Below are 23,096 nucleotides of genomic sequence, written 5' to 3' on the forward strand. Positions count from 1 at the left end.
GACTGCTTCGCAGCCGAACGGGGATAAATCCCCTCACCACAGGCTCGCTCCTCCAAGGAGCGCATTAACAGTTTCACTTTTATATATGAACCATGCCCGCACCAGATCGTCATCTACAGTGAACTTGCGCGGGACTACTTGAAACGTCACGGAGAACCACACTATGAGCACTGATGGTGCTTTGAGTCGAAGCCGTCTATTGCCGACGCTGCTCGGCATTCTGCTTCTGCTAATGGGCCTGGCCATGCTGGCCGGGGGGATCAAGCTGAGCATGCTCGGCGGCTCGCTGTATTACCTGCTGGCCGGTATCGGCCTGATGCTGACCGGCGTGCTGCTGATTGCCGCACGCCGCGCTGCGCTGGGCCTGTACGCATTGGTGCTGTTTGCCAGCACCGTATGGGCCCTGTGGGAAGTCGGCCTCGACTGGTGGCAACTGGTGCCGCGTCTGGCGCTGCTGTTTGCGCTGGGACTGGTCATGTTGCTGCCGTGGTTGCGCCGTCCGTTGCTGCGCGAAGGCGAAGCGAAGATGGGCACCGGCGCGCTGAGCGTGGCCGTGGTGCTGGCGGGCGTTACCGCACTGGCCAGCCAGTTCACCAACCCCGGTGAAATCAAGGGCCAACTGGACCGCGACAGCGTGCCGGGTATGACCAACACCGCGCCGGCGATGCCCGACGGTGACTGGAATTCCTATGGCCGCAGTGCCCACGGTGACCGTTACTCGCCACTGGCGCAGATCACCCCGCAGAACGTGAGCAAGCTGGTGCCGGCCTGGACCTATCGCACCGGCGACATTCCGGGTCCGAACGATCCGGGCGAAACCACCGCCGAAAACACCCCGCTGAAAGTCAACGGCATGCTTTACGTGTGCACGCCGCACAGCCAGGTGATCGCGCTGGACCCGGACACCGGCAAGGAAATCTGGCGTTTCGATCCGAAGCTCTCGACGCAAAACGCGGCGAACTTCAAGGGTTGGGCGCACATGACCTGCCGTGGCGTGTCGTATCACGATGACGCCGTGTATGCCTCCGAGCAGAGCCCGACCGGCAGCGCCAGCGGCGCACCGGTCAGCAGCGTCTGCCCGCGCAGGATCTTCCTGCCGACTGCCGACACCCGTCTGATCGCCCTCGACGCCGACACCGGCAAGATGTGCGAAGACTTCGGCGATAAAGGCCAGGTTGACCTGAGTGCCAACATCGGCCGCTTTAACGCCGGCGGTTACTACTCCACCTCGCCGCCAGCCGTCACCAAAGACCTGGTGGTGATTGGCGGCCACGTCACCGACAACGTCTCCACCGACGAGCCAAGCGGCGTGATCCGCGCGTTCGACGTGCACACCGGCCAACTGGTGTGGAACTGGGACAGCGGCAAACCTGACGACACCACGCCGATTGCCGAGGGCGAAACCTACACCCGCAACTCGCCAAACATGTGGTCGATGTTCGCGGTCGATGAAAAACTCGGCATGCTCTACCTGCCGATGGGCAACCAGACCCCGGACCAGTTCGGTGGCGCACGCACCCCTGAGTCGGAGTTGCACGCGGCCGGCCTGACCGCGCTGGATATCGCCACCGGTCAGGTGCGCTGGCACATGCAGTTCACCCACCATGACTTGTGGGACATGGACGTCGGTGGCCAACCCACCTTGATGGACCTGAAAACCGCTGACGGCGTTAAGCCGGCGGTACTCGCGTCGACCAAGCAGGGCAGCATCTACGTGCTCGACCGCACCAACGGCAAGGCCATTGTGCCGATTAACGAAGTGCCGGTGCCGCAAGGCGCTGTCGAAGGTGATCACACCTCGCCGACCCAACCGAAATCCGACCTCAACCTGATGCCGCCGCCGCTGCAAGAGCGCGACATGTGGGGCGTGACCCCGTTCGACCAGCTGATCTGCCGGATCGATTTCAAATCCATGCGCTACGACGGCCCGTTCACACCGCCATCGTTGCAGGGTTCGATTGTGTATCCGGGCAACTTCGGCGTGTTCGACTGGGGCGGTATCGCGGTGGACCCGGTGCGTCAGATCGCGTTCGTGAACCCGAGCTACATGGCGTTCAAATCGAAAATGATCCCGGCCGCCGAAATCGCCGCCCAAGGCCCGCGTAAAAGCGAAACCGAAGGCGTGCAGCCGAACAAAGGCGCGCCGTACGGCGTGGTCCTCGAAGCACTGTTGTCGCCAATGGGCCTGCCGTGCCAGGCGCCAGCGTGGGGTTACGTGGCGGCGGTCGATCTGACCACCTCGAAAGTGTTGTGGAAACACAAGAACGGCACCGTGCGCGACAGCTCGCCGGTTCCGATCCCGCTGAGCATGGGCGTGCCAAGCCTGGGCGGCACCTTCACCACCGCCGGTGGCGTTGGCTTCCTCAGCGGCACCCTCGACCAGTACCTGCGTGCCTACGACATGAAAAACGGCAAGCAACTGTGGGAAGGCCGCCTGCCAGCCGGCGCGCAAACCACGCCAATGACCTACACCGGCAAGGACGGCAAGCAATACGTGCTCGTCGTCGCCGGCGGTCATGGTTCGCTGGGCACCAAGCAGGGTGACTATGTGATTGCGTACAAACTGTCCGAGTAAGCTTTAGCGGCAGTGAATACAAAGGCGACTCCCGCAAAGGAGTCGCCTTTTTTGTATGTCACTGACACACCCCCCCCGTAGGAGCTGCCGAAGGCTGCGATCTTTTGCCCTTGATTATTAAAAATCAAAAGATCGCAGCCTTCGGCAGCTCCTACGTAGAGCGTCAGATCTTCGGACGTTCAGGACCTGTCCAAACCCTGAACACACAACCGGAAATATCCCCTGCCATTGAAACCACCACCCACCTGCCCCATCTAAGACCCATACTCCATTGCGCAGGTGCCCCATGAGCGACCAGCAAGAATTCCCTGAAGACCTCGGCGAATACGCCGACCCGGAGAACGCCGAACACACTTCTCCCGGCAAAGGCCTCGCATTGCCCGGCCAGAACCTGCCGGACAAGGTCTACATCATCCCGATCCACAATCGCCCGTTCTTCCCGGCCCAAGTGCTGCCGGTTATCGTCAACGAAGAACCCTGGGCTGAAACCCTGGACCTGGTGAGCAAATCCGATCATCACTCCCTCGCGCTGTTCTACATGGACACGCCCCAGGAAGACCCGCGCCATTTCGACACCTCGGTCCTGCCGCTCTATGGCACGCTGGTCAAGGTGCACCACGCCAGCCGCGAAAACGGCAAGCTGCAATTCGTCGCCCAAGGCCTGACCCGCGTACGCATCAAAACCTGGCTGAAACACCATCGCCCGCCGTACCTGGTGGAAGTCGAATACCCGCACCAGCCCACCGAGCCGACCGACGAGGTCAAGGCCTACGGCATGGCGTTGATCAACGCGATCAAGGAACTGCTGCCGCTCAACCCGCTGTACAGCGAAGAGCTGAAGAATTACCTCAACCGCTTCAGCCCCAACGATCCGTCGCCGCTGACCGACTTCGCCGCCGCCCTGACCTCGGCCACTGGTAGCGAACTGCAAGAAGTGCTCGACTGCGTGCCGATGCTCAAGCGCATGGAAAAAGTCTTGCCGATGCTGCGCAAGGAAGTCGAAGTCGCGCGCCTGCAAAAAGAAATTTCCGCCGAAGTGAACCGCAAGATCGGCGAGCATCAACGCGAGTTCTTCCTCAAGGAACAACTCAAGGTCATCCAGCAAGAGCTCGGCCTGACCAAGGACGACCGCAGCGCCGACATCGAGCAGTTCGAGCAACGCCTGCAAGGCAAGGTGTTGTCGGCGCAGGCGCAGAAACGCATCGAAGAGGAAATGAACAAGCTGTCGATCCTCGAAACCGGGTCGCCGGAGTACGCAGTCACCCGTAACTACCTCGACTGGGCGACCTCGGTGCCGTGGGGCGTGTACGGCGAGGACAAACTCGACCTCAAGCACGCCCGCAAGGTGCTGGACAAACACCACGCTGGCCTCGACGACATCAAGGACCGCATCCTCGAATTCCTCGCTGTGGGCGCCTACAAAGGCGAGATCAGCGGCTCCATCGTGCTGCTGGTCGGCCCGCCCGGCGTGGGTAAAACCAGTGTCGGCAAATCCATCGCCGAATCCCTCGGGCGGCCGTTCTACCGTTTCAGCCTCGGCGGCATGCGCGACGAAGCCGAGATCAAGGGCCACCGCCGCACCTACATCGGCGCGCAGCCGGGCAAACTGGTGCAGGCGTTGAAAGACGTCGAAGTCATGAACCCGGTGATCATGCTCGACGAGATCGACAAGATGGGTCAGAGCTATCAGGGCGACCCGGCCTCGGCGCTGCTGGAAACCCTCGACCCGGAACAGAACGTCGAATTCCTCGATCATTACCTGGACCTGCGTCTGGACCTGTCGAAAGTGCTGTTCGTCTGTACCGCCAACACCCTCGATTCGATTCCCGGCCCGTTGCTGGACCGGATGGAAGTGATCCGACTGTCGGGTTACATCACCGAAGAAAAAATCGCCATCGCCAAGCGTCACCTGTGGCCGAAACAGCTGGAAAAGGCCGGGGTGTCGAAAGGCAGCCTGAGCATCAGCGACAGCGCGTTGAAGGCGCTGATCGATGGTTACGCCCGTGAAGCCGGTGTGCGGCAGCTGGAAAAACAGCTGGGCAAGCTGGTGCGCAAAGCCGTGGTGAAACTGATCGACGAGCCGAAAGCCGTGATCAAGATTGCGCCGAAGGACCTGGAAGCCTCGTTGGGCCACCCGGTGTTTCGCAACGAACAAGTGCTGTCCGGCACTGGCGTGATCACCGGCCTGGCCTGGACCAGCATGGGCGGCGCGACGCTGCCGATCGAAGCCACGCGCATTCACACGCTGAACCGTGGATTCAAACTCACCGGGCAACTGGGTGATGTGATGAAAGAATCGGCGGAAATTGCCTACAGCTACGTCAGCTCGAACCTGAAGTCGTTTGGCGGTGATCCGAAGTTCTTCGACGAGGCTTTCGTCCACCTCCACGTCCCGGAAGGCGCTACCCCGAAAGACGGCCCGAGCGCAGGCGTGACCATGGCCAGCGCCCTGCTCTCGCTGGCGCGCAATCAAGCGCCGAAAAAGGGCGTGGCGATGACTGGCGAACTGACCCTGACCGGGCACGTACTGCCGATTGGCGGGGTGCGCGAGAAGGTAATCGCTGCGCGGCGGCAGAAGATTTTCGAATTGATTCTGCCGGAGCCGAACCGTGGGAGTTTTGATGAATTGCCGGATTACCTGAAGGAAGGCATTACCGTGCACTTCGCCAAGCGCTTCGCGGATGTGGCGAAGGTGTTGTTCTGATCGGGACCACCGAAATGAGAATGGCCAGTCAACCGACTGGCCATTTTTTTTACCTGAAAATCGCAACAGATATAGCGATTCATTTTAACTAACTAGCAGAAGTGACAGTTCCCGCCTCGCCCCCCATTGCTACATTCAGACCTCGATGGATGCTTACCAAAAAGGAAACAGGATGATGGCGAGCCAGAACGCGTCTGCCACAACAAAGGCCACCGGCTATTTCAATGCAACACATAACGGCGCCGATTTATGTCCATCAACCCCTTTACGTCGAGCGGACCACGCCCGTTCGTGCCCGGGGGTGACCTGAGCAGGGTCTATTACCTGGATGGAAACGGGACAACCGTATCCGCCCTGAGTGGGACGTTCGACGCCACCCTCGACAACTCCGCTAAAAGATATCGAATAACGTTTAAATTGATCTTCGCCGGATATGGCGAGATTCAGGGTGATATCGACGTCGCCGAATAGCTATTAAAAGACAGAAGCGCTTTACGGATGTGGCGAAGATGCTGTTCTGATAGTTGTGTAGTGCCGGCAAGATTGCTTTCGCGAGCAGGCTCGCTCCCACAGGTTCAGCATCCTCACCTGTGGGAGCGAGCCTGCTCGCGAAAACGTCAGACCCGACGCCGCCGAATCCCGGCGTCGTCACAATTTGTCTCATCTTCAGTTATGCTCGCCGTTCGTCGTGAATGCCGGAGCCGCTGATCTTATGTCCCCCACCCGCCTGTTGGTCCCTCTCGCCCTGGCCTTGCTGGCCGCGTGTGCCACGCAACCGAAACAGAACGTAACCGTGGAAAAACAAAGCGGCTGCCCGGTGCAGCTGCACAGCGGGCAAAACCTGATCCTGACCCTACCGAGCAACCCGACCACGGGTTACCGCTGGGCGATCCAGGATTCCGCCGGTGGCGTATTGCGCGCTCTTGGGCCAGAGGTTTATCGCAATCCGGAAGATGCCGGTGTCGTCGGTGCCGCCGGTGTTTCCACGTGGCGTTTCCAGGCGTTCACCAAGGGTGACGGGCGTTTGCGCCTGACTTCGCAACAACCCTGGGCACCGGAAGTATTGCCGGTCGACACCTTCGACTGCGCGATCTCGGTCAACTGATCGTGGGCTGGCTGATCCTGGCGCTGATGGGCGCGGTGACTTTTCTATACGGCTTGAGCGTGCACGCGGCGCTGCTTTGCATGATGGTCAAACCGATGCCGGTGCTGGCTTTGCTCGGCTGGTTGCACGACGCACCGCCGAGCGAATATCGACGCTGGATCAGCCTGGGTTTGATTTTCTCTTTGCTTGGCGACGTGCTGCTCGCGTGGCCGCAGGATTTGTTTGTGTTCGGCCTCGGGGCGTTTCTGGTTGCCCACCTCGCCTACTTGAAAGCGTATTTGAGTGATTGCCGGCGATTGGCGGTGTTGCCGTTGATACTCGCGCTGGGCGTCGGTGCGCTGCTGTTGGGGATCTTGATTTCCAGCGGTTTGGGCCCGCTGCTGTTCCCGGTGATTATCTACGGCCTGGCCATCAGCGCCATGCTCTGGCGGGCGCTGGCTCGACTCGGGACCGACGTACCCAAACGCTCGGCGCTGCTGGCGGCGGCGGGTGCGCTGGCGTTTGTGGTTTCCGACAGCGTGATTGGCATCGATCGGTTTGTTGCGCCGTTTCATGCTGCGCCTTACGTGATTATCCTTAGCTACTGGCTGGGGCAATGGGGGATTGCGGCGTCGGCGTTCGGCCCGAAATCGCGTTGAATTTGTGGTGAGGGGATTTATCCCCGTTCGGCTGCGTAGCAGACGCAAGGCTTTGATCCTAGGGGACTGCTGCGCAGTCCAACGGGGATAAATCCCCTCACCACGTCAGACAACCCGCGCATCCCCGCGCCAACTTGGCTAAAATGCCGGCCTTTTCACCTACGCCGCTGGAACCGCCGTGAGCAAAGAATCCGATCGTATTTTCGCCCAGCCGTTGGCCCAGGTGCCAGACTTCGCCTTTAACGAGGACGTGGTGCGGGTGTTCCCGGACATGATCAAGCGCTCGGTGCCGGGCTATCCAACCATCGTCGAGAACCTCGGCGTGCTCGCCGCGCAATTTGCCCAGCCCGACAGCGTGCTCTACGACCTCGGCTCGTCCCTCGGCGCCGTGACCCAGGCCTTGCGCCGACACGTGCGCACTGACGGCTGCCGCGTGATCGCTGTGGATAACTCGGCAGCCATGGTCGAACGCTGCCGCGAGTACCTCAACGGTCAGGATTCGATGTTCCAGGAGTTGTTGCCGGTAGAAGTGATCGAAGGCGACATCCTCGCGCTGCAATTCCAGCCTGCCTCAGTTGTGGCATTGAATTTCACCCTGCAATTCATTGCGCCTGAACAGCGAACTGCGCTGCTCAGCCGTATCCGCCAATCGCTGTTGCCGGGCGGCGCGTTGATCCTCTCGGAAAAGCTGCGCTTTGAAGACGAACAGGAACACGCGCTGCTCACCGACCTGCACGTCGCATTCAAACGCGCCAACGGCTACAGCGAACTGGAAATCGCCCAGAAGCGCAGCGCCATCGAAAACGTCATGAAGCCCGACAGCCTTGAAGAACACCGCGAACGCCTGCTGGCGGCCGGGTTCTCGAAAGTCGTGCCGTGGTTCCAGTGTCTTAACTTTGCCTCGTTGATTGCCTTGCCATGATTGATCTGTCCCCCCTCGCCCGCCGTCTGGCCGGTACACCGCTGGCCGAATGGGCCAACACGCTGCAAGCGCAACTCGACAAGAAAATGGAAAAGGGCCATGGCGATCTGGAGCGCTGGCAGAGTGCGCTGGACGCCTTGCCAAAAATCCAGCCGAGCGAAGTCGACCTGCTCAACGGCCTGACGCTGGACACCGATTGCGACGACGCCACCCGCGCCCAAATGCGCACCGCGCTGATGGGGCTGTCGCCGTGGCGCAAGGGGCCGTTCGACCTGTTTGGCGTACACGTTGATACCGAATGGCGCTCGGACTGGAAATGGTCACGGGTCGCACCGCATCTGGACCTGAAGGGCAAACGCATCCTCGACGTCGGCTGCGGCAACGGTTACTACATGTGGCGCATGCTCGGTGCCGGCGCCGACAGCGTGATCGGCGTCGATCCGAACTGGCTGTTCTTCTGTCAGTTCCAGGCCGTCCAGCGCTACTTGTCCGAGCCGAATGCCTGGCACTTGCCGTTTCCATTCGAAGACCTGCCGCCGGAACTCGAAGGCTTCGACACCGTGTTTTCCATGGGGGTTTTCTATCACCGTCGTTCGCCGATCGAGCATCTGCTGGCGTTGAAGGATTGCCTGGTCAAGGGCGGTGAACTGGTGCTGGAGACGCTGGTGATCGAAGGCGATCAGCAACAAGTGCTGGTGCCGGAAGATCGTTATGCGCAGATGCGCAACGTGTGGTTTTTGCCGTCGGTGCCGGCACTGATGCTGTGGTTGCGTCGTGCCGGGTTCACCGATGTGAAGTGCGTGGATGTGAGCGTGACCACGGTCCAAGAGCAACGCGGGACGGAGTGGATGAAGTATCAGTCGCTCAGCGATTTCCTGGATCCCGAGGATCACGGCAAGACCGTTGAAGGATTGCCGGCGCCGATGCGGGCGGTCATCGTAGCCAAAAAGTAAATCTCTCCAACACCGAATAACCCTGTGGGAGCTGGCTTGCCAGCGATAGCGGTGGGTCAGCCAACATCAATGTTGTGTGGGCCGGCCCCATCGCTGGCAAGCCAGCTCCCACAGGGATCGGGGCCGTTACCTAAATTGTGGGTTTCGCCCGGCGGGCCTTGAAGAATTCGCTGAGCACCGCCCCGCATTCTTCTGCCAGCACCCCCCCCTCAACCAACACCCGGTGGTTCAAAAAGCCCTGGGTAAAAAACTGTCCCTGACTCTGCACAATCCCCGCCTTCGGCTCGAGTGCGCCATATACCACCCGCGCAATCCGCGAATGCACAATCAGCCCGGCGCACATGCTGCACGGCTCGAGTGTCACGTACAGCGTGCTGCCCGGCAGCCGGTAGTTGCCGGCAGCGAGTGCGGCGGCGCGTATCGCGACCATTTCCGCGTGTGCACTCGGGTCGTGGCGGCTGATCGGGCAGTTGAAGCCGCGACCGATAATCTCACCGCCCTGCACCAGCACCGCGCCCACCGGCACTTCACCCAGCGCCGCGCCCTGTGCCGCCAGCGCCAGCGCTTCATGCATGAAGTCGCGATCGCGGCTGCGGTCGATGATCGCGGCGGGACGAATCTGGCGCATCACGCCACCTCGATGGCGGCCATCAGGCCGGTTTCCATGTGGTCGATCACATGGCAATGGAACATCCACACGCCGGGGTTATCCGCTACCAGCGCCACTTGCGCGCGTTCGTTCTTGCCCAGCAGATACGTGTCGGTAAAGTACGGAATCACCTTGTGTCGGTTCGAGGCGATGACCTTGAAGCTCATGCCGTGCAGGTGAATCGGGTGCTGATACTGGGTCATGTTTTTCAGTTCGAAAATGTAGCTCTTGCCCTTCTCCAACGTCGCAATCGGACGGTCGGCGCAAGTCTTGTCGGTGATGTCCCAGGCCTTGCCGTTGATTTGCCACAGGCTGGGCGGCCGACCGTTGTCGACGTTCACCGACACCGAGCCGACCCATTCGAAATTGAAGTTGAGTTTCTCGGCATTCGCCAGGTCCGGCTCGGCAACCGGGTTGGCGGGCAACGCAGCCGGCCACGAAGTAGGCGCATCGCTGTTCGCTACCGAGCGCAAAGTACCCAAGCGCACCGGACCGTTGCGCAGCGACAGCTCCTGACCTGCCGGCGGTGCCTTGATCGCCAGGCAAATGCGCATGCCGGGACCCAGCCAGTATTCCTTGCCCAACGGGCGCGGCTCGATGGGGTTGCCGTCCAGTGCATAGATCTGCGCTTCGACCCCCGGAATGTTCAGGCGATAAGTCAGCGTGTTGTCGAGGTTGAGCACGCGCACGCGAGTGATCTGCCCGGCAGGCAAATCGATGACCGCTTGCGCGACGCCATTGATCGTCGACAGGCGCCCCGCCGTGCCACCCCGCGCCGCTTCACGGGGAATGCTGAACGCGACAAACGCGCCTTCCTCGTCCACGTGCCAGCTCTTCAGGCTCAGGGTTTTTTCGTACTTGAACCCGGTGGGCTCGCGCTCTTCGACGATCAGCGGCCCGACCAGCCCGCGCCCCAGTTCTTCGCTGCTGTTGACGTGCGGGTGATACCAATAGCTGCCCGCGTCGGGCACGCGAAACTTGTAGTCGAAATATTCCCCCGGCAGCACCGGCAGTTGCGAGACATACGGCACGCCGTCCATTTCCAGCGGCAGGCGGATGCCGTGCCAGTGAATGGTCGTCGCCACCGGCAGGTGATTGATGAACCGCACCCGCAGCCATTCACCCTGACGCACGCGCAATTCGGTGCCCGGCGCCGAGGGACCGAACGCCCAGGCTTCAGTCTTGTGCCCGGCCACCAGTTCGACGTCCAGCGGCGCGGCGATCAGCTCATAGTCATGGCCGGCGTCTGCATCGGCCATCTTGCCCAGCCAATAACGCGACGCGCCCCCCGCTCCCACGCCAACGACAACAAGACCGGCCAGGCCACCGAGGATTTGGCGACGGGTAAAGGACATGAACTCAACTACCTCACGTATCAGCGACAGACCCGCAGGCCCGTAAAAGGCGAATACGATACACCTGCGGATGAGAAACAGTAAGGCCGGCGCGGCGACTGGCCGCAGGCTGATCTGCCCTTACACGACTTCGAATCGCGACAGGCGCTAGATATGTAGCGCACTTTGCGCCAATCAATCGAGGATCCTCAAACGCCCACTGTTCAAGGAATGAACGCGCATGAATCCTCTCGATAACCGCCCGCTGCCCAACGCAGCTGACAAAGCCGCCCTCAAGGCCATCGCCGTCAAGGTCGTCGCCGCTTGCCCGAGTCTGCAAGACACCGCTCACGAGGTCGCCAGTAATTTGCTGACCAGGTTCGGCGTAGTCGGCCACGACCCCGACAAGGTCTACTTCCACCGTTTCAAATTCTCCAGCAGCAGTTCGACCGCCTTCACGGGCTGGGACCACTGCTGCACACAACCTGTTGAATCCATGACCTTGACGCAACTGGTGATCCACCGGTTCCGCGTGGGTGATCAGGACAACGCCGACATGCTGGACGTCGATTCAGGCTTCTACACGGCGGGACCGGAGGCCGACGAGTTCAATCACACTAACGAAATACGCTTGCATGGCGACGAGGTTCTCAGGGAATTCTGGAACATCAACTTCAGCGACGTTTACCGCAACAAGCTGCAAGCATTCTGGAACGACTTCTCCAACGACTTCCGCACCCTGGCCAAGTGCAATTTCCTCAGCAAGGCCGTTGATGCAAGGGATCGCCGTGTATTGACTGACGATGACTTTCAAACGGTGGTCAGCGCCGTCATCGGCCCGTTGAGCTGGCCGGTCAGCCTGCACATGCTGCAGTCCGAGACGCCCGCGGGCCATGGGTTGCGCGTGTGTGCGCTGGATATCGACGCTCATGTGGCTACCAACATCCTGCGCATCACCGATCTGAACGGCCGACAAATCATTTACACGCCGGGCGAAACCGAGTCGTTTCATGTGCTGCAAACCCCTACCGACGTGCATTGGTGGTTCTTGCAACAGTTGAACGAAAAAGCCCCTCGCCAACTGTTCCTCAGCCATTTCGCGCTGGCCGACCGTCATGACATCAACCAGAACATCACTGATCTGATGAACCGGCTTGTCAGCACCTGGGGCCATGCCGATCACCACATGCTCAATCAAATAGACCAGCGCGTGACGAACGATGCCTTTAGCTGGATGCGAGACGCGACTCAGGCGGCGATGTCCGCCGAGGCCGATCTGTCATTGACGTCCAATGGCGACCTGCGAAAAAAATTGTGGATCGGCTACCTGAGCGCCGGGTTGAAAATGTTTGGTCCGATGGCTGCCGTGGGCTGGCCAGTCGCCCTGCCGGTGATTGGCGCCAGTCTCGTCAACATGGGCTTGAACATCGACCAGGCCGTCAACGGCAAGACGTCGACCGAGCGCAAGGCAGGCGTAATCGGCGCAGTCCTCAGTGGCATTGATGCCTTGTTCAACCTGCCGTTTTTGAAAGGCACGGGATCGCTGGCGGAAGTCGTCACGGAGGCCGAAGCCGTCGAGCCCCTGGAAGTCGCGCAACCCATGGAAGCCAACTCGGGAGAAGTCCAACCCGAAGAATCGAACTGGATAGTGCCGGCACTGGAACAGGTGTCGCGGACAGGGACTGAAACGGTGGAAATAACCGAGGTCCCGCAAACCTTTCAATCCAACGAGCTGCTGGACGGCTACACACCCGTCGCAGAACCTGGAAAGTTTGAGGGTATCTACCGGCTGCACTCCGATCCTCCCTACGCCATTCTGATGAATGACACGGCCTATTACGTGCGCTATTTCGATGCCTCACAAGGCGACGGGTTTTGGGCGATCGTCGACCCGGAAAAGCCGAACCAGTTCATCCACTCACTGCCGGTGCGCTTGAATGCCGAAGGCAACTGGGAGCGCCTGTCCCGATTGGGACTCAAGGGTGGTGGCCAGTGCCTGGGCAAGGAATGCACGGTGGAGCTGGAGATGGATGTTCGCGAATCTGTACCCGGCGAGCCAGAGCCGTCCGCGCCTGAAGCCGGAACGTCGACCAACCCGCCGCTCACCGACCCTCAGCCCTCCACATCGACTCCCATCGGTTTAGTGAAAACGCCCTATGACGTGGCCTTGGCGAACCGATCGGCACTGAGAAAATGGGCCATGCAACTGCGTGAAACGCACATTCTCATGCAGGTCGGGCCCGATGGCGCCATGATCGTTCCGGATCGGTATGCACTGTACTTCGCTGAAAAAGCCCGAGACCTGTTGACCTCCGCCCTGCGTTTTTACAGAAACCTTCCGTGGGCCAACCTGCCGCCACGCCCGCAGATCCCGACCGTCAACGCGTCAACGACCATCACGGACCTCCTTACTCAGGTTTTCCAGCATTCACCGGGGCTGGTCATCAGTGAAACGCTGGGCCGCATCACCAGCATGCGCTTCATGATCGAGCACATGGCCGATATGGCCAGGCAAGGCGTCAAGACCCTGTATGTGCGACGCTTGCTCAGCGATTTTGCCCAAATCGACCTGAACGATTACTTCAAGAGCGGCGTCATGTCCGAGGATCTCCAACACTATCTGACGCGCCTCGGCACCGACCCCTCGGCACAATTCAATGAACTGGCGCTGGTCAAAACCGCAAGGCAAAACGGTATTCGTGTCCAGGCCACCGACTGTGCAGCCACCTATCGAAAGCCAACGTCGTTCACGCGGGTTCAAGAACAGATGAGCACCAACCATCTGACCGCCGACATCATGTTCATGGATAAATCCCTGAATACCGTCGACAAGTGGGTGGTGTTGACGGGGGTCGAAAGCACCAACACGTTCAGGGAGATGGCGGGTATCAGTGAACTGGAAGGCGGCATTGGCTTGCGAATTGAAGAAGTCGCTCCCGGACAAGGTGAGCGTATTTTGCTTGACCCCGGCATCGCCATCGAAAGGGGGCCTTTTGCCCAGAACGAGACGGCACGCGGAACAGTCGATACCTTTTACGCCGACCTGCTCCTGCAAATGGAGGCCCCCACCGTCACCCGCAATGAACAGCAGCTAGGCAGACTGCTCAGCCGTCCTGGCATGTATAGCTTCGAGCGGTCGGAAGGCGGTTACACGTTGTTTCACCGCAGTCAGACCGAGCAGCTTGTGCAAACACCGGTCCAGACGCTCGCCGACGGCCGTTACTCGATTAATCGTCCGTCCTGGGTTCAAGTCAGCGGCGTTCCCTTCGACAGCCTGGAACAACTCTCCCACAGCATGAATCAAATGGGCCTGAGCCTGCAGAGCCGCATCCCGATCTGACCCACCATTAACCGAGACTGCGGGCGGGGCTTACGCGCCCCTCCCGCAGCGGAAATCGCACACGCCTCAGGTCCTTTTCCCATGCCCCCCGCCTATTAAGACGACAACCGATCAACCCGACTCCCGACAGACCGGCCCTGCGTCCCTTGAAATGATCGCGGTCACTTCCCACACAACGATCAAGGAAAGACCGTGGACACATCAGAAGACACCACATTACCCAACGCCGCCGACCGGCTAGCGCTCAAAAACCTGGTACCCACCCTGATCCAGGCCTGCCCCGACATGTACGAAATGGCCTGCGAGGTTGCTCAGAATATTCTGACCAAACATGGCGTGACTCACCTGGACCCCGAACAGGTTTACTGGCATCGATTCAAATGGTCCGCCAGTCGTTGGCAAGCTTTTACAGGCTGGGAACACAACGGCGCAAAACCCACTGAGTCGATGACCTTGCCGCAACTGGTGATCCAGCGTTTCCGCGTCGGCGATCAGGACAACGCCGATATGCTGGACGTCGACGCAGGCTTCTACACAGCGGGGCCGGAGGCCGAGAATTTCAACGAAACGAATGAAGTGCGCCTGCATGGCAACGAGGTGTTGAAGGATTTCTGGGCGATCAACTTTGCTGATCTCTTCGATCAAAGAGTGGCTTCATTCTGGAGCAAGCACAGCGAGACATTCCGCGCCCTGGCCAAATGCACGTTTCTCACCAAAGCCATGGAGGATCGCGAGGGCGGCCGGTTATCGGATGATAATTTCCGAACCGTGATCAAAGCCCTGGCCGGCAATGTGAGCTGGCCAACAACGCTGCAGATGCTTGAAGAGCAAACCCGGCCAGTCGATGGCCTGCGCCTGAGTCTGTTGAAAATCGGCGGGTACGTGGCAACCGATATTCTGTGCATCATCGACGACCATGGCAGGAAAATTCTCTACGTACCTGGCGAAGTCTGGGGCCTCCACGCGTTCGAAACTTCCCGCGATCTGCATTGGTGGGTGTTGTCGCAGACCCGTAAACCCGCTGACCGCAAGCGCTTCCTCGCGCACTTCCAGGTCGCCGATCACGACATCATGGAAGACACCTCCTGGCGGGACGCGGCGAAATTGAAGTGGATCTCGGTGTTGAGTCCTGTCGTGAGTGTGGCTGCGACCCTGTTCCCCGCACCGCATGTCGAAAACGTCGGACTCAACCATGTCCTCGATCTACTGGTCAGCACGTGGGACAGCGCCGATCACACACTGATCGAACACACGGGCGATGCGATCAACGAGGATGCCTTCGCGTTTCTCGCCAGCGCCACCCATGCCCGCATGATCAGCGACGCCACCTTCATGATGCACACCAATGGCGATCTGCGGAAAAAACTGTGGGTCGGCTATCTCAATGCCTTCAACCGCATGTTCGGCCCCATGGCAGCCGTCGGCTGGCCCGTGGCGCTGGCGGTCGTCGGCGCGGGTATCGCCAACGTCGGCTTGCAGATTGATCAGGCGGTCAATGGCAAGACTCCAGGCGAGCGCAAGGCCGCGGTGACGGGCGCGATATTCGCGACTATCGATACCTTGTTCAACGCAACTTTCATCAAAGGCAGTGGCCACCTGCCGGAAATTGCCGAGGCCGAAACCTTCTTCGCGCCTGAAGAAAAACTGGCCGAAGCGGCTATCGCCCGCACGCCACTGCCGGCACTGGAAGACATCGCGCCAACACGCATCCTGCCCGCGGAGCCGGAGGATTTTCTCGCGTCCTTCAAGACCGATATCACCGAGGGCACCCGCGTCGAAGCGGGCGACCCCAAGTTTCAGGAGATCATTCAGACCGCGTCGGGCAAGCACTACATTTTCATGCGCCGCGCGGGGAGCGGCGGCTATTACCAGGTGCGATATGTCGAGCAATTGCGTGGCTGGGTGATTGTCGATCCGGCCAACCCCTTTTCGTTTTACCGCAATGTACCGATTCGTTTGAACGAAGCCGTGAGATGGGAGCCCACCGCCCGCAACGGCCTCAGGGGTGGCGTGAAGATTTTCGGCAAGTGGCCCTTCGGACACACGGCCGACCCCCTACCCGAGGTGGAAGCGCAGCCGCTGGCATACGACGTGCCACCCGCATCGAGACCGGCACTGCAACCGGTGGCGGAGGCTGACATCGATGATTTTCCGCTGGACCCGCAAGACCATAGCGACCGTATCTATGAAAATTTCAAGGCATCGCGCCGCACGCTGTACGACGACGCCATCACCTTCTATGTCGGCCCTGAATTACCGCCGCGTCCGCTCGTACCGGCGTTCAAACCGACAACGCCGTTTGCCGAAATGACCAAGCGCCTGTTCCAGGAGAACCCCGGCCTGGTGATCGGACAGGACAGTTCCGGCATCGGCGCCAGGCAGGTGCTGATCGACAACTTCAAGGCGTTGAACAAGCAAAAGATCAGAACCCTGTACATGGATCACCTGTTCACCGATTTCCATCAAGCGGATCTGGATGTTTTCCACAAGACCGGCAAGATGCCGCCCGCACTCGAACGTTATCTGAAGGCCCTCGACACCCGGTTCAAGACTGATCCGGCCGGACCTTATTCCTACACCGAGCTGGTGAAAAGCGCGCAGAAAAACCACATCCGCGTCCAGGCCATCGACAGCATGGCCAGCCGGCGCTTTCCACACATGGAGGGGACGACTGAGGCGAGTAGCAGCAAAATGATGAACTACTACTCGGCCACCACCCTGCGCGCAGATCAGGCCGCCCGGGGTGCTCACCGTTGGGTGGCGCTGGTGGATGAGACGCGCGCCAGTACGTTCGACAAGGTTGCCGGACTCAGCGAACTGGAAGGCACGGTGGCGCTGCGCGTCGACGAAAGCGCGTTCGGCCAGGCTCAGGGGCTGACCGCTGATCCAGGAAAAAAGATCAAGGACATCGCCGGAAGGACCGTCGATGAACTGAAGAGCGACCTGCGCCTCCAACTGCGTGCCGAACCTGCGAAGGCTACGGCCCGCACCCTTGAGGAGGCGCTGCCCAAGCCCGGCAAGTTCATGTTGCAGGAGCCATCCACTCTGGTTCACCGCAGTGGCGATGGCACCTTGGTGCACACGCCGATCCAGCAGGATGAGACAGGTTTTTTCATCGTCCGTCCGAAATGGTCACGGGTCAGTGGCCGTCATTTCGATAGCGTGCATGAACTGGCCGAGGCCATCGAACATGAAGGCTTGTCGCAGGTGCGGGTGCGCATTGATCCATCGGCCGGCCCCGGCACGCTGCCGGACATCGAACCCTCGACCTCCGTCCCCGGCACCGTGACGCCACAAGCCCCCGACTTGACGATCACGGACCCGCCGCGGATCTCTTCGCCCTATGAGATCCCGGTGCAGGAGCGAGCCGAACTGAAAAGCGCTGCCGCGGGCAATGATCCTCGCCTGTTGCCCGACTTCCTCGATACGCACGGCAACTCGCCCTATGACGTGTTCAGGGCGCTGCGAAAACAAGTGTATGAGGCTGCCGCTCGCTTTTATGCCGAACTGCGCCTCCCGACGCGTCCACCGATTCCGTCCGTGGATCCGGCCTTGTCGGCGCAGGCGCTCATCGAGCGATTGTTCGAAGAGTTCCGCGGGCTGGTCATCGGCGAAAGCCATGCCGACATCGGCAGCAAGCAATGGCTCATCGACAATATGCAAGCGTTGGCCAACAAGGGTGTGAAGACTATCTACTTCGAACATCTGCTCACCGACTTTCACCAGGCCGCGCTGGACAACTTCGCCAGGACCTCGGTCATGCCCCGGGATCTTGAGCGGTACCTGGTCGAACTCGACCGCGGCCACATGACCGATCCGCTGCAACGCTATACCTTTCTCAACGTGGTCAAAGCGGCAAACCGGAACGGCATCCGGGTTCAGGCCATCGACTGCATGGCGAGCTACCGGGTTGAAGGGATGAGAATTAACGACCCGACGGCACGGCAGAAAATGATGAATTTCTACGCTCACACGGTGATCGAAGCCGACCAGGCTGCACGCGGGCCGCACAACTGGGTCGCACTGATGGGCAATTCCCACTCGAACACGTTCGAAGGCGTTGCCGGTGTCAGTGAACTGGAGGGCGCCGTCGGCCTGCGCGTCGAGGATGTCGCCGAAGGAAAATCCGCCGGTATAGAACCTGATCCTGGCAAAAGCTTTTCCGATGACAGCGGCAAAAATACGGGAACGGTCAGAGGTGACCTGCGCCTGCAAGTTGAAACGCCGTGGTACACACAGTCGACCCCAGAGATTGAAAAAATGCTCTCCCAACCGGGTATGTACACCTTGAAAAAGGAACTGGGCGAAACCTTTCTGGTTCATCGCGGCCGCGATAATGCGATCGTACGGACTGAGATCCACTCTGAATCCGGCCGCGTTTACATTAAGCGTCCGGCGTGGCCGACCGTTCATGAGAAACGCTTCGACAGTATCCAGGCGCTGCTCGCGGCGCTGAATCAACGAGGCATGAAACTGGCCGGCTGGTCCAAGCCCTTGTAATAAAAAAGCCGCGTGAAACATCGTTTCACGCGGCTTTTGTGGCAATCCCTGTAGGAGCGAGCTTGCTCGCGAAGAACGTCACGACAACGCGTTTTTTCAGCAACACGCGTTACCGTTGTCGTCCATCGCGAGCGAGCTCGCTCCTACAGTGGGAATGCGGTGTACTTATTTCATTCCCACTCTATTATCAATAGAACTAAAATCCCCCGACTGCCATGGTAATTATCCAAGTATTTTCTAAAAATACCATGAACAATACCATTACGCTCTAACACGTCTATCGATTACTGACATTAGGTTAGGTTTTGTTCGGTCCCTTTTGTGAAAGGCTCAAGCTCGCGGCAGTTCGATACTGAGTCACGCTGAACATGTCAACGCAGGAAATAAAACGTCATCGGTTGGTCCGCTTCAGAACTCGACGCGTCCTGCTTAATTTTCTCTTGAATTAGCGACTTTGGTGTTCGCGGGTAACTCTTTTTCCGAATCACGACGACACATTGGCAAGCCCGCGCGTAGACATCGCCCAACACACGATTCGCATGACTGAGATCTAATCAAATTTAGATTGTCAATGAACGCCAGAGATAGCTATACGCCATTACTCAGTGCTAGCCAGTGTCGGTGGATGCTAAGCTTCAACGCGTCAGGTAGGAATACCGAAAATCATTGATCGAGTCATGATTGGATGAGCAGAGTCGACCATACGAATGAGAGCTACTCGTGCCCTTCTCATACAGCAACGCACGCTATGGGCATCGCGTCGTTGCTTTGATCTAGGATGACTACGTCTTGTGAGACACACCGTGTAGAGCTGGCTAAAAACGATAATCACTCAAGGATAAGAGCTGTAATGGGCGCATCTGGGACTTCAAAAAGTGTAAATATTAAAGCGGAACAAATGGCTGCCAACAGATTGGTCGGTCAGTTCCTGACTATGGTCAAGTCATATAAAAGATCCGACATACCAATTTTCCAGCTGAAGAAGAAAGCAAAACCAAATCATATATTCCACACTTTTTTAAAGATCCCCGATATTCGCGACCATCTCGCCATGGCATACGGAGACCCTTTTCCAAAAAACATAAATAGCTTGCACAGCACTACCGTTGTTGGTTTTGCTTTATCAAGATTAAAAGAGTTAGTCTGGGCTATCTCAAGATGCAATCAGTATGGAAAAGAACTCAAACGCTACGTTCAATTGAGACAAGGCTTTGAGAAAGCAATCTTATCTAACGACAGAAATGACAGCTGGGCACACTTGGCAAAAATAGAGGAGGAGTTCGGATATTCTACATGGCTAATCCAATCGAAGCTAAGCATTGCTCAGCACTGGGATGGCTTCGAAGGGACGAGAAAGATAGAGAACGAATACACAAGCATCATTGAAAATAATGCACTCCTGAGCACCATTTTGTGGTTTTCCAAAAAGCGAATTGAAGCTGCCACATTAAAATTAAATTTGGAAGAAGAACTTGAGGAATACATCTCAGGTTTAGACGATAAATTAAAAACGTATTTACAGTGCAAAATTCTTGGACAGACTGACATGCTGTCAGACGCAATGCCTGAAATGTTGCTGATGGAGGGCCATAGTAGCCTTATCGACTTATATGAAGCTCTTTTATCTGGATTGCATACGGCTGTACTCACTGACGGTCTAACAGGCCGCATACCGAAAGAAATTTTAAAACCAGTTTCGGTTTTGTTCTCCAAAACAGATGATCCAAGTCTAGTAGGCATACTTAGAGGCTTAGGTATAGTTCCGAACAGCTATACATTGATATGCCCAATACGAGCCAATGCAGTTGAGTTATACCTCCAAGATAAACATGATGAATTTTTAAAAGCAGTTGACACCCCTTTAAAAGACAATCCATTTGACGTATATCTATTCACACTAAAAGTAAAATCATTAATCGCACTTAATATACCACATGAAGAAGAGAAAGGCATTCTTAGTCATGTAGCTAAACACCTGAGGGACGTATTGCTTCTGAATGACGAGGCGTATATTTCAGGGCACACACTTCTCTCTTTAACTGGCCGTTTTTATTGTCAGTCATGGATGAACTATTTCAGATCTTTAGTAATGCATACCCTTAAGGAGGAAGATGTTGAATACCCTTCCTACTGGATGAGGGATATGCTGATGAGAGATCACCCCCTAAGTCCATATCTAGCATTAATATCTACTGGTGAAGCTAAGACCCAAGCCCTAAGCTCGATCAATTTAAAAAAGCAGTATCCGACGGCATTAATGCTTCAGCATGTATTAATTAGCGGAACAACTGACAACACCATCGACCTGCCACAGATTCGAGTTAAAAAAAATCTGGCTAGATATTATCTTCGCACAAAACAGCCAATCCAAGCCCAAGAAATATACTACTGGTTATATCGCAATGTATCCTCGGCAAATGTAAGTCGCTTTGGCGGGGGAATGGCAGTGTGCCACCTACTCCAAAAAAACATCCCCAAGGCTGCAATGGCTGTTGTGGAGAGTATGTTAGCGAATCCTAGAATCCCATCAGTTGTTCCAATAAAAGAAGTCGCAGATGCGCTACCTAGCGCCGATGAATGGCCAAATTGCGTTAGCTACCCTTTATTGCTTGGCTTCTTTTTAGAGTTTTTCGACGGCAGCAAATTATCAGAACTACGATACGCCTTTGAGAAATTCCAACTAGAAAATGACGTTGACCATCCGGACGACCTGCTAAAACTTTTTGACGAGTCACAAAAAGGACTTCTTGTAGCGTATCTACAAAAAATATGGCATCCGGAGATCATGCGAAAGACGTTGATATACGACGGTACGAGAGTGATAGAAGAGGCTCGAATTAAAGTATGCCAAAAACTATCCGAAATTGATTCCGCAAATGAAAAAATTTACATGGAGGAAATCAAAGATAGAGTGAAGCAGCTTGCTATCGCAAAAGGCATGACTATGGTACAGCAAAGCAAAGTGTACGTAGACGTCGATGCGATTAGAAAAGCGCTTCGTAGTAAGCTTGGCAACTCATATGCAATGTACAAGGCTGCAACATACGCCCCCCAGAATCAAGCCGAACAGATGAAAGAGGACTTTTCACAAGTATATTTTGAGGCTGACTCAGAAGCGGCGTCGATAGCAAGGCTTATAGCGGACATTGCTATGATCAGCCGAGAATCCACGAGTGAAGCGGATGTACAGTTTGACGCCCTTTATTCTGAGGTCACGAATGAATTTCTAAGAGGAGGCCATGGGTTAAATGCATACCTTAGCACTAGGGTTAGGCACGGCACGCTTAGCAACACACTTCGCAAGCCAGTAGAGGACGAAAAACTCGTCACAAGCAAAGAGAAAGATCGGGAAACCTATACACCTAATAGCCATTGGATGGAAGCTTTCTCGGAATGTTCGTCTCCTGAACATCTGAATATTCTTCGCGACTCTCTAAATGGGTTCTCTCAAGACTTTGATGCAATACTCGACATTCTTCGCGACAAGCTATTGCAAATTCGGATCGTGAATGAAGCAGTGACTGGTGACAAATCAAACTATGGTCTTTTCATATACAATTCTTCAAGACTCGAAAGAAAGCTCGCACAACTTGAAGATCAAGAAATAGAGAGCATTGATAAATTCATCGACAAATGTGTTGATCGACTATGGGAAAAAACAGACCAAAACTTGGAACTGGTACAGCGGGTATTTAGCACGAAAGTTAAAGATTTCTTCCATGATACCTTTGACGCCCTAAATCGACGAATTGAACCCCTAGCAGGAGATGCGGCATACGGCGAATTGGTCAACGCAATAATGCGGGCACGCACGAATACTCGGATCCGACTAGACGTGGTCACATCATGGTTCAAAAGAAGCGAGGTCTATGATCGGCAAGACTATTCGGTTGACTTTCCTTTCCATATCGCCGTTAACATGATCAGAAATACGATTTCGATCGCGTCGAATTGGGAGGGAGCTACACTATCAACAAACCCGGACTCAAAAGCAATGCCAGGGCGGACACTGGACGCGATGGTTTATGTTTTCTACGGGCTTATTGAAAATGCGATTAAACACTCAAAAGTCGATATCAGTGACCTTAAAGTACATGCCGAACTAAACTACTTTGACGGTCGTTACTCCATGGCATTCACAAACAATGTTGACTCAGAAAAAATATCAGAAGAAGATTTGAAAAAGGTAATTCAGATCAGAGAGTCTATCAAATTAAAAGAGTCTAGCAGGCGTGCTCAAGGTGAAGGAGAGAGTGGTTTACATAAAATATGGCTTGCCGCAAACGGCCCAGTCCATAAAGATGCAACGCTCGAATTCCATCATACTGACTCAGCCTTTAATGTTAGTCTAGGTTTTGTTATTGAAAGGGGTTGAA

At 56.9% G+C, this 23,096-nt stretch carries 11 protein-coding genes; 9 read left to right on the plus strand and 2 right to left on the minus strand.

Annotated elements, in window-relative coordinates; genetic code table 11:
- The first annotated feature begins 163 nt into the window (after window positions 1-163).
- The 6 genes from F8N62_RS05645 to cmoB all read left to right on the plus strand — a co-directional run bounded on the left by F8N62_RS05645 (window position 164) and on the right by cmoB (window position 8,897).
- A complete protein-coding gene (locus F8N62_RS05645) occupies window positions 164-2,575 on the plus strand; it encodes a glucose/quinate/shikimate family membrane-bound PQQ-dependent dehydrogenase (protein ID WP_150710023.1) in 2,412 nt (803 codons plus the stop codon).
- Window positions 2,576-2,861: 286 nt separating this feature from the next.
- A complete protein-coding gene (gene lon, locus F8N62_RS05650; protein WP_150710024.1) occupies window positions 2,862-5,279 on the plus strand; it encodes an endopeptidase La in 2,418 nt (805 codons plus the stop codon).
- A gap of 712 nt (window positions 5,280-5,991) precedes the next feature.
- A complete protein-coding gene (locus tag F8N62_RS05655; RefSeq protein ID WP_150710025.1) occupies window positions 5,992-6,384 on the plus strand; it encodes a protease inhibitor I42 family protein in 393 nt (130 codons plus the stop codon).
- Window positions 6,385-6,386: 2 nt separating this feature from the next.
- Complete coding sequence (locus F8N62_RS05660) at window positions 6,387-7,022, plus strand: lysoplasmalogenase (protein ID WP_150710026.1); 636 nt, start codon at window positions 6,387-6,389, stop codon at window positions 7,020-7,022.
- Between the two features lie 178 nt (window positions 7,023-7,200).
- Window positions 7,201-7,944, plus strand: coding sequence for a carboxy-S-adenosyl-L-methionine synthase CmoA (gene cmoA / locus F8N62_RS05665; protein WP_150710027.1), 744 nt, complete (start codon window positions 7,201-7,203; stop codon window positions 7,942-7,944).
- Window positions 7,941-8,897, plus strand: coding sequence for a tRNA 5-methoxyuridine(34)/uridine 5-oxyacetic acid(34) synthase CmoB (gene cmoB, locus F8N62_RS05670; RefSeq protein ID WP_150710028.1), 957 nt, complete (start codon window positions 7,941-7,943; stop codon window positions 8,895-8,897). Before cmoA ends, cmoB begins: the two co-directional genes overlap by 4 nt.
- Window positions 8,898-9,027: 130 nt before the next feature.
- On the opposite strand, the gene tadA is transcribed toward cmoB, so the two are convergent.
- Both tadA and F8N62_RS05680 read right to left on the minus strand, forming a co-directional pair.
- Window positions 9,028-9,525: a tRNA adenosine(34) deaminase TadA gene (tadA, locus tag F8N62_RS05675; RefSeq protein ID WP_150710029.1), complete on the minus strand. Its 498-nt coding sequence runs from the start codon at window positions 9,523-9,525 to the stop codon at window positions 9,028-9,030.
- Complete coding sequence (locus F8N62_RS05680) at window positions 9,525-10,901, minus strand: multicopper oxidase family protein (RefSeq protein WP_150710030.1); 1,377 nt, start codon at window positions 10,899-10,901, stop codon at window positions 9,525-9,527. Before F8N62_RS05680 ends, tadA begins: the two co-directional genes overlap by 1 nt.
- Window positions 10,902-11,121: 220 nt before the next feature.
- Here F8N62_RS05680 and F8N62_RS05685 point away from each other — a divergent pair, with 220 nt between their 5' ends.
- From F8N62_RS05685 to F8N62_RS05695, 3 genes are all read left to right on the plus strand, one after another.
- Window positions 11,122-14,220: a membrane-targeted effector domain-containing toxin gene (locus F8N62_RS05685; protein WP_150710031.1), complete on the plus strand. Its 3,099-nt coding sequence runs from the start codon at window positions 11,122-11,124 to the stop codon at window positions 14,218-14,220.
- Window positions 14,221-14,412: 192 nt separating this feature from the next.
- Window positions 14,413-18,720, plus strand: a complete 4,308-nt coding sequence (locus tag F8N62_RS05690) for a membrane-targeted effector domain-containing toxin (RefSeq protein WP_150710032.1) — start codon at window positions 14,413-14,415, stop codon at window positions 18,718-18,720.
- 850 nt (window positions 18,721-19,570) lie between these two features.
- Window positions 19,571-23,095: a hypothetical protein gene (locus F8N62_RS05695; RefSeq protein WP_150710033.1), complete on the plus strand. Its 3,525-nt coding sequence runs from the start codon at window positions 19,571-19,573 to the stop codon at window positions 23,093-23,095.
- The last annotated feature ends 1 nt before the right edge of the window (window position 23,096 follow it).

It is taken from the genome of Pseudomonas fluorescens (assembly GCF_902497785.1).
In the GTDB taxonomy this organism is placed as follows: Bacteria; Pseudomonadota; Gammaproteobacteria; order Pseudomonadales; family Pseudomonadaceae; genus Aquipseudomonas; species Aquipseudomonas fluorescens_BO.

Coding starts and splice junctions, on each gene's coding strand:
- F8N62_RS05645 (WP_150710023.1), top strand. CDS start 164: ATGAGCACTGATGGTGCTTTGAGTCGAAGCCGTCTATTGCCGACGCTG.
- lon (WP_150710024.1), top strand. CDS start 2,862: ATGAGCGACCAGCAAGAATTCCCTGAAGACCTCGGCGAATACGCCGAC.
- F8N62_RS05655 (WP_150710025.1), top strand. CDS start 5,992: ATGTCCCCCACCCGCCTGTTGGTCCCTCTCGCCCTGGCCTTGCTGGCC.
- cmoB (WP_150710028.1), top strand. CDS start 7,941: ATGATTGATCTGTCCCCCCTCGCCCGCCGTCTGGCCGGTACACCGCTG.
- tadA (WP_150710029.1), bottom strand. CDS start 9,525: ATGCGCCAGATTCGTCCCGCCGCGATCATCGACCGCAGCCGCGATCGC.
- F8N62_RS05680 (WP_150710030.1), bottom strand. CDS start 10,901: ATGTCCTTTACCCGTCGCCAAATCCTCGGTGGCCTGGCCGGTCTTGTT.
- F8N62_RS05685 (WP_150710031.1), top strand. CDS start 11,122: ATGAATCCTCTCGATAACCGCCCGCTGCCCAACGCAGCTGACAAAGCC.
- F8N62_RS05695 (WP_150710033.1), top strand. CDS start 19,571: ATGGGCGCATCTGGGACTTCAAAAAGTGTAAATATTAAAGCGGAACAA.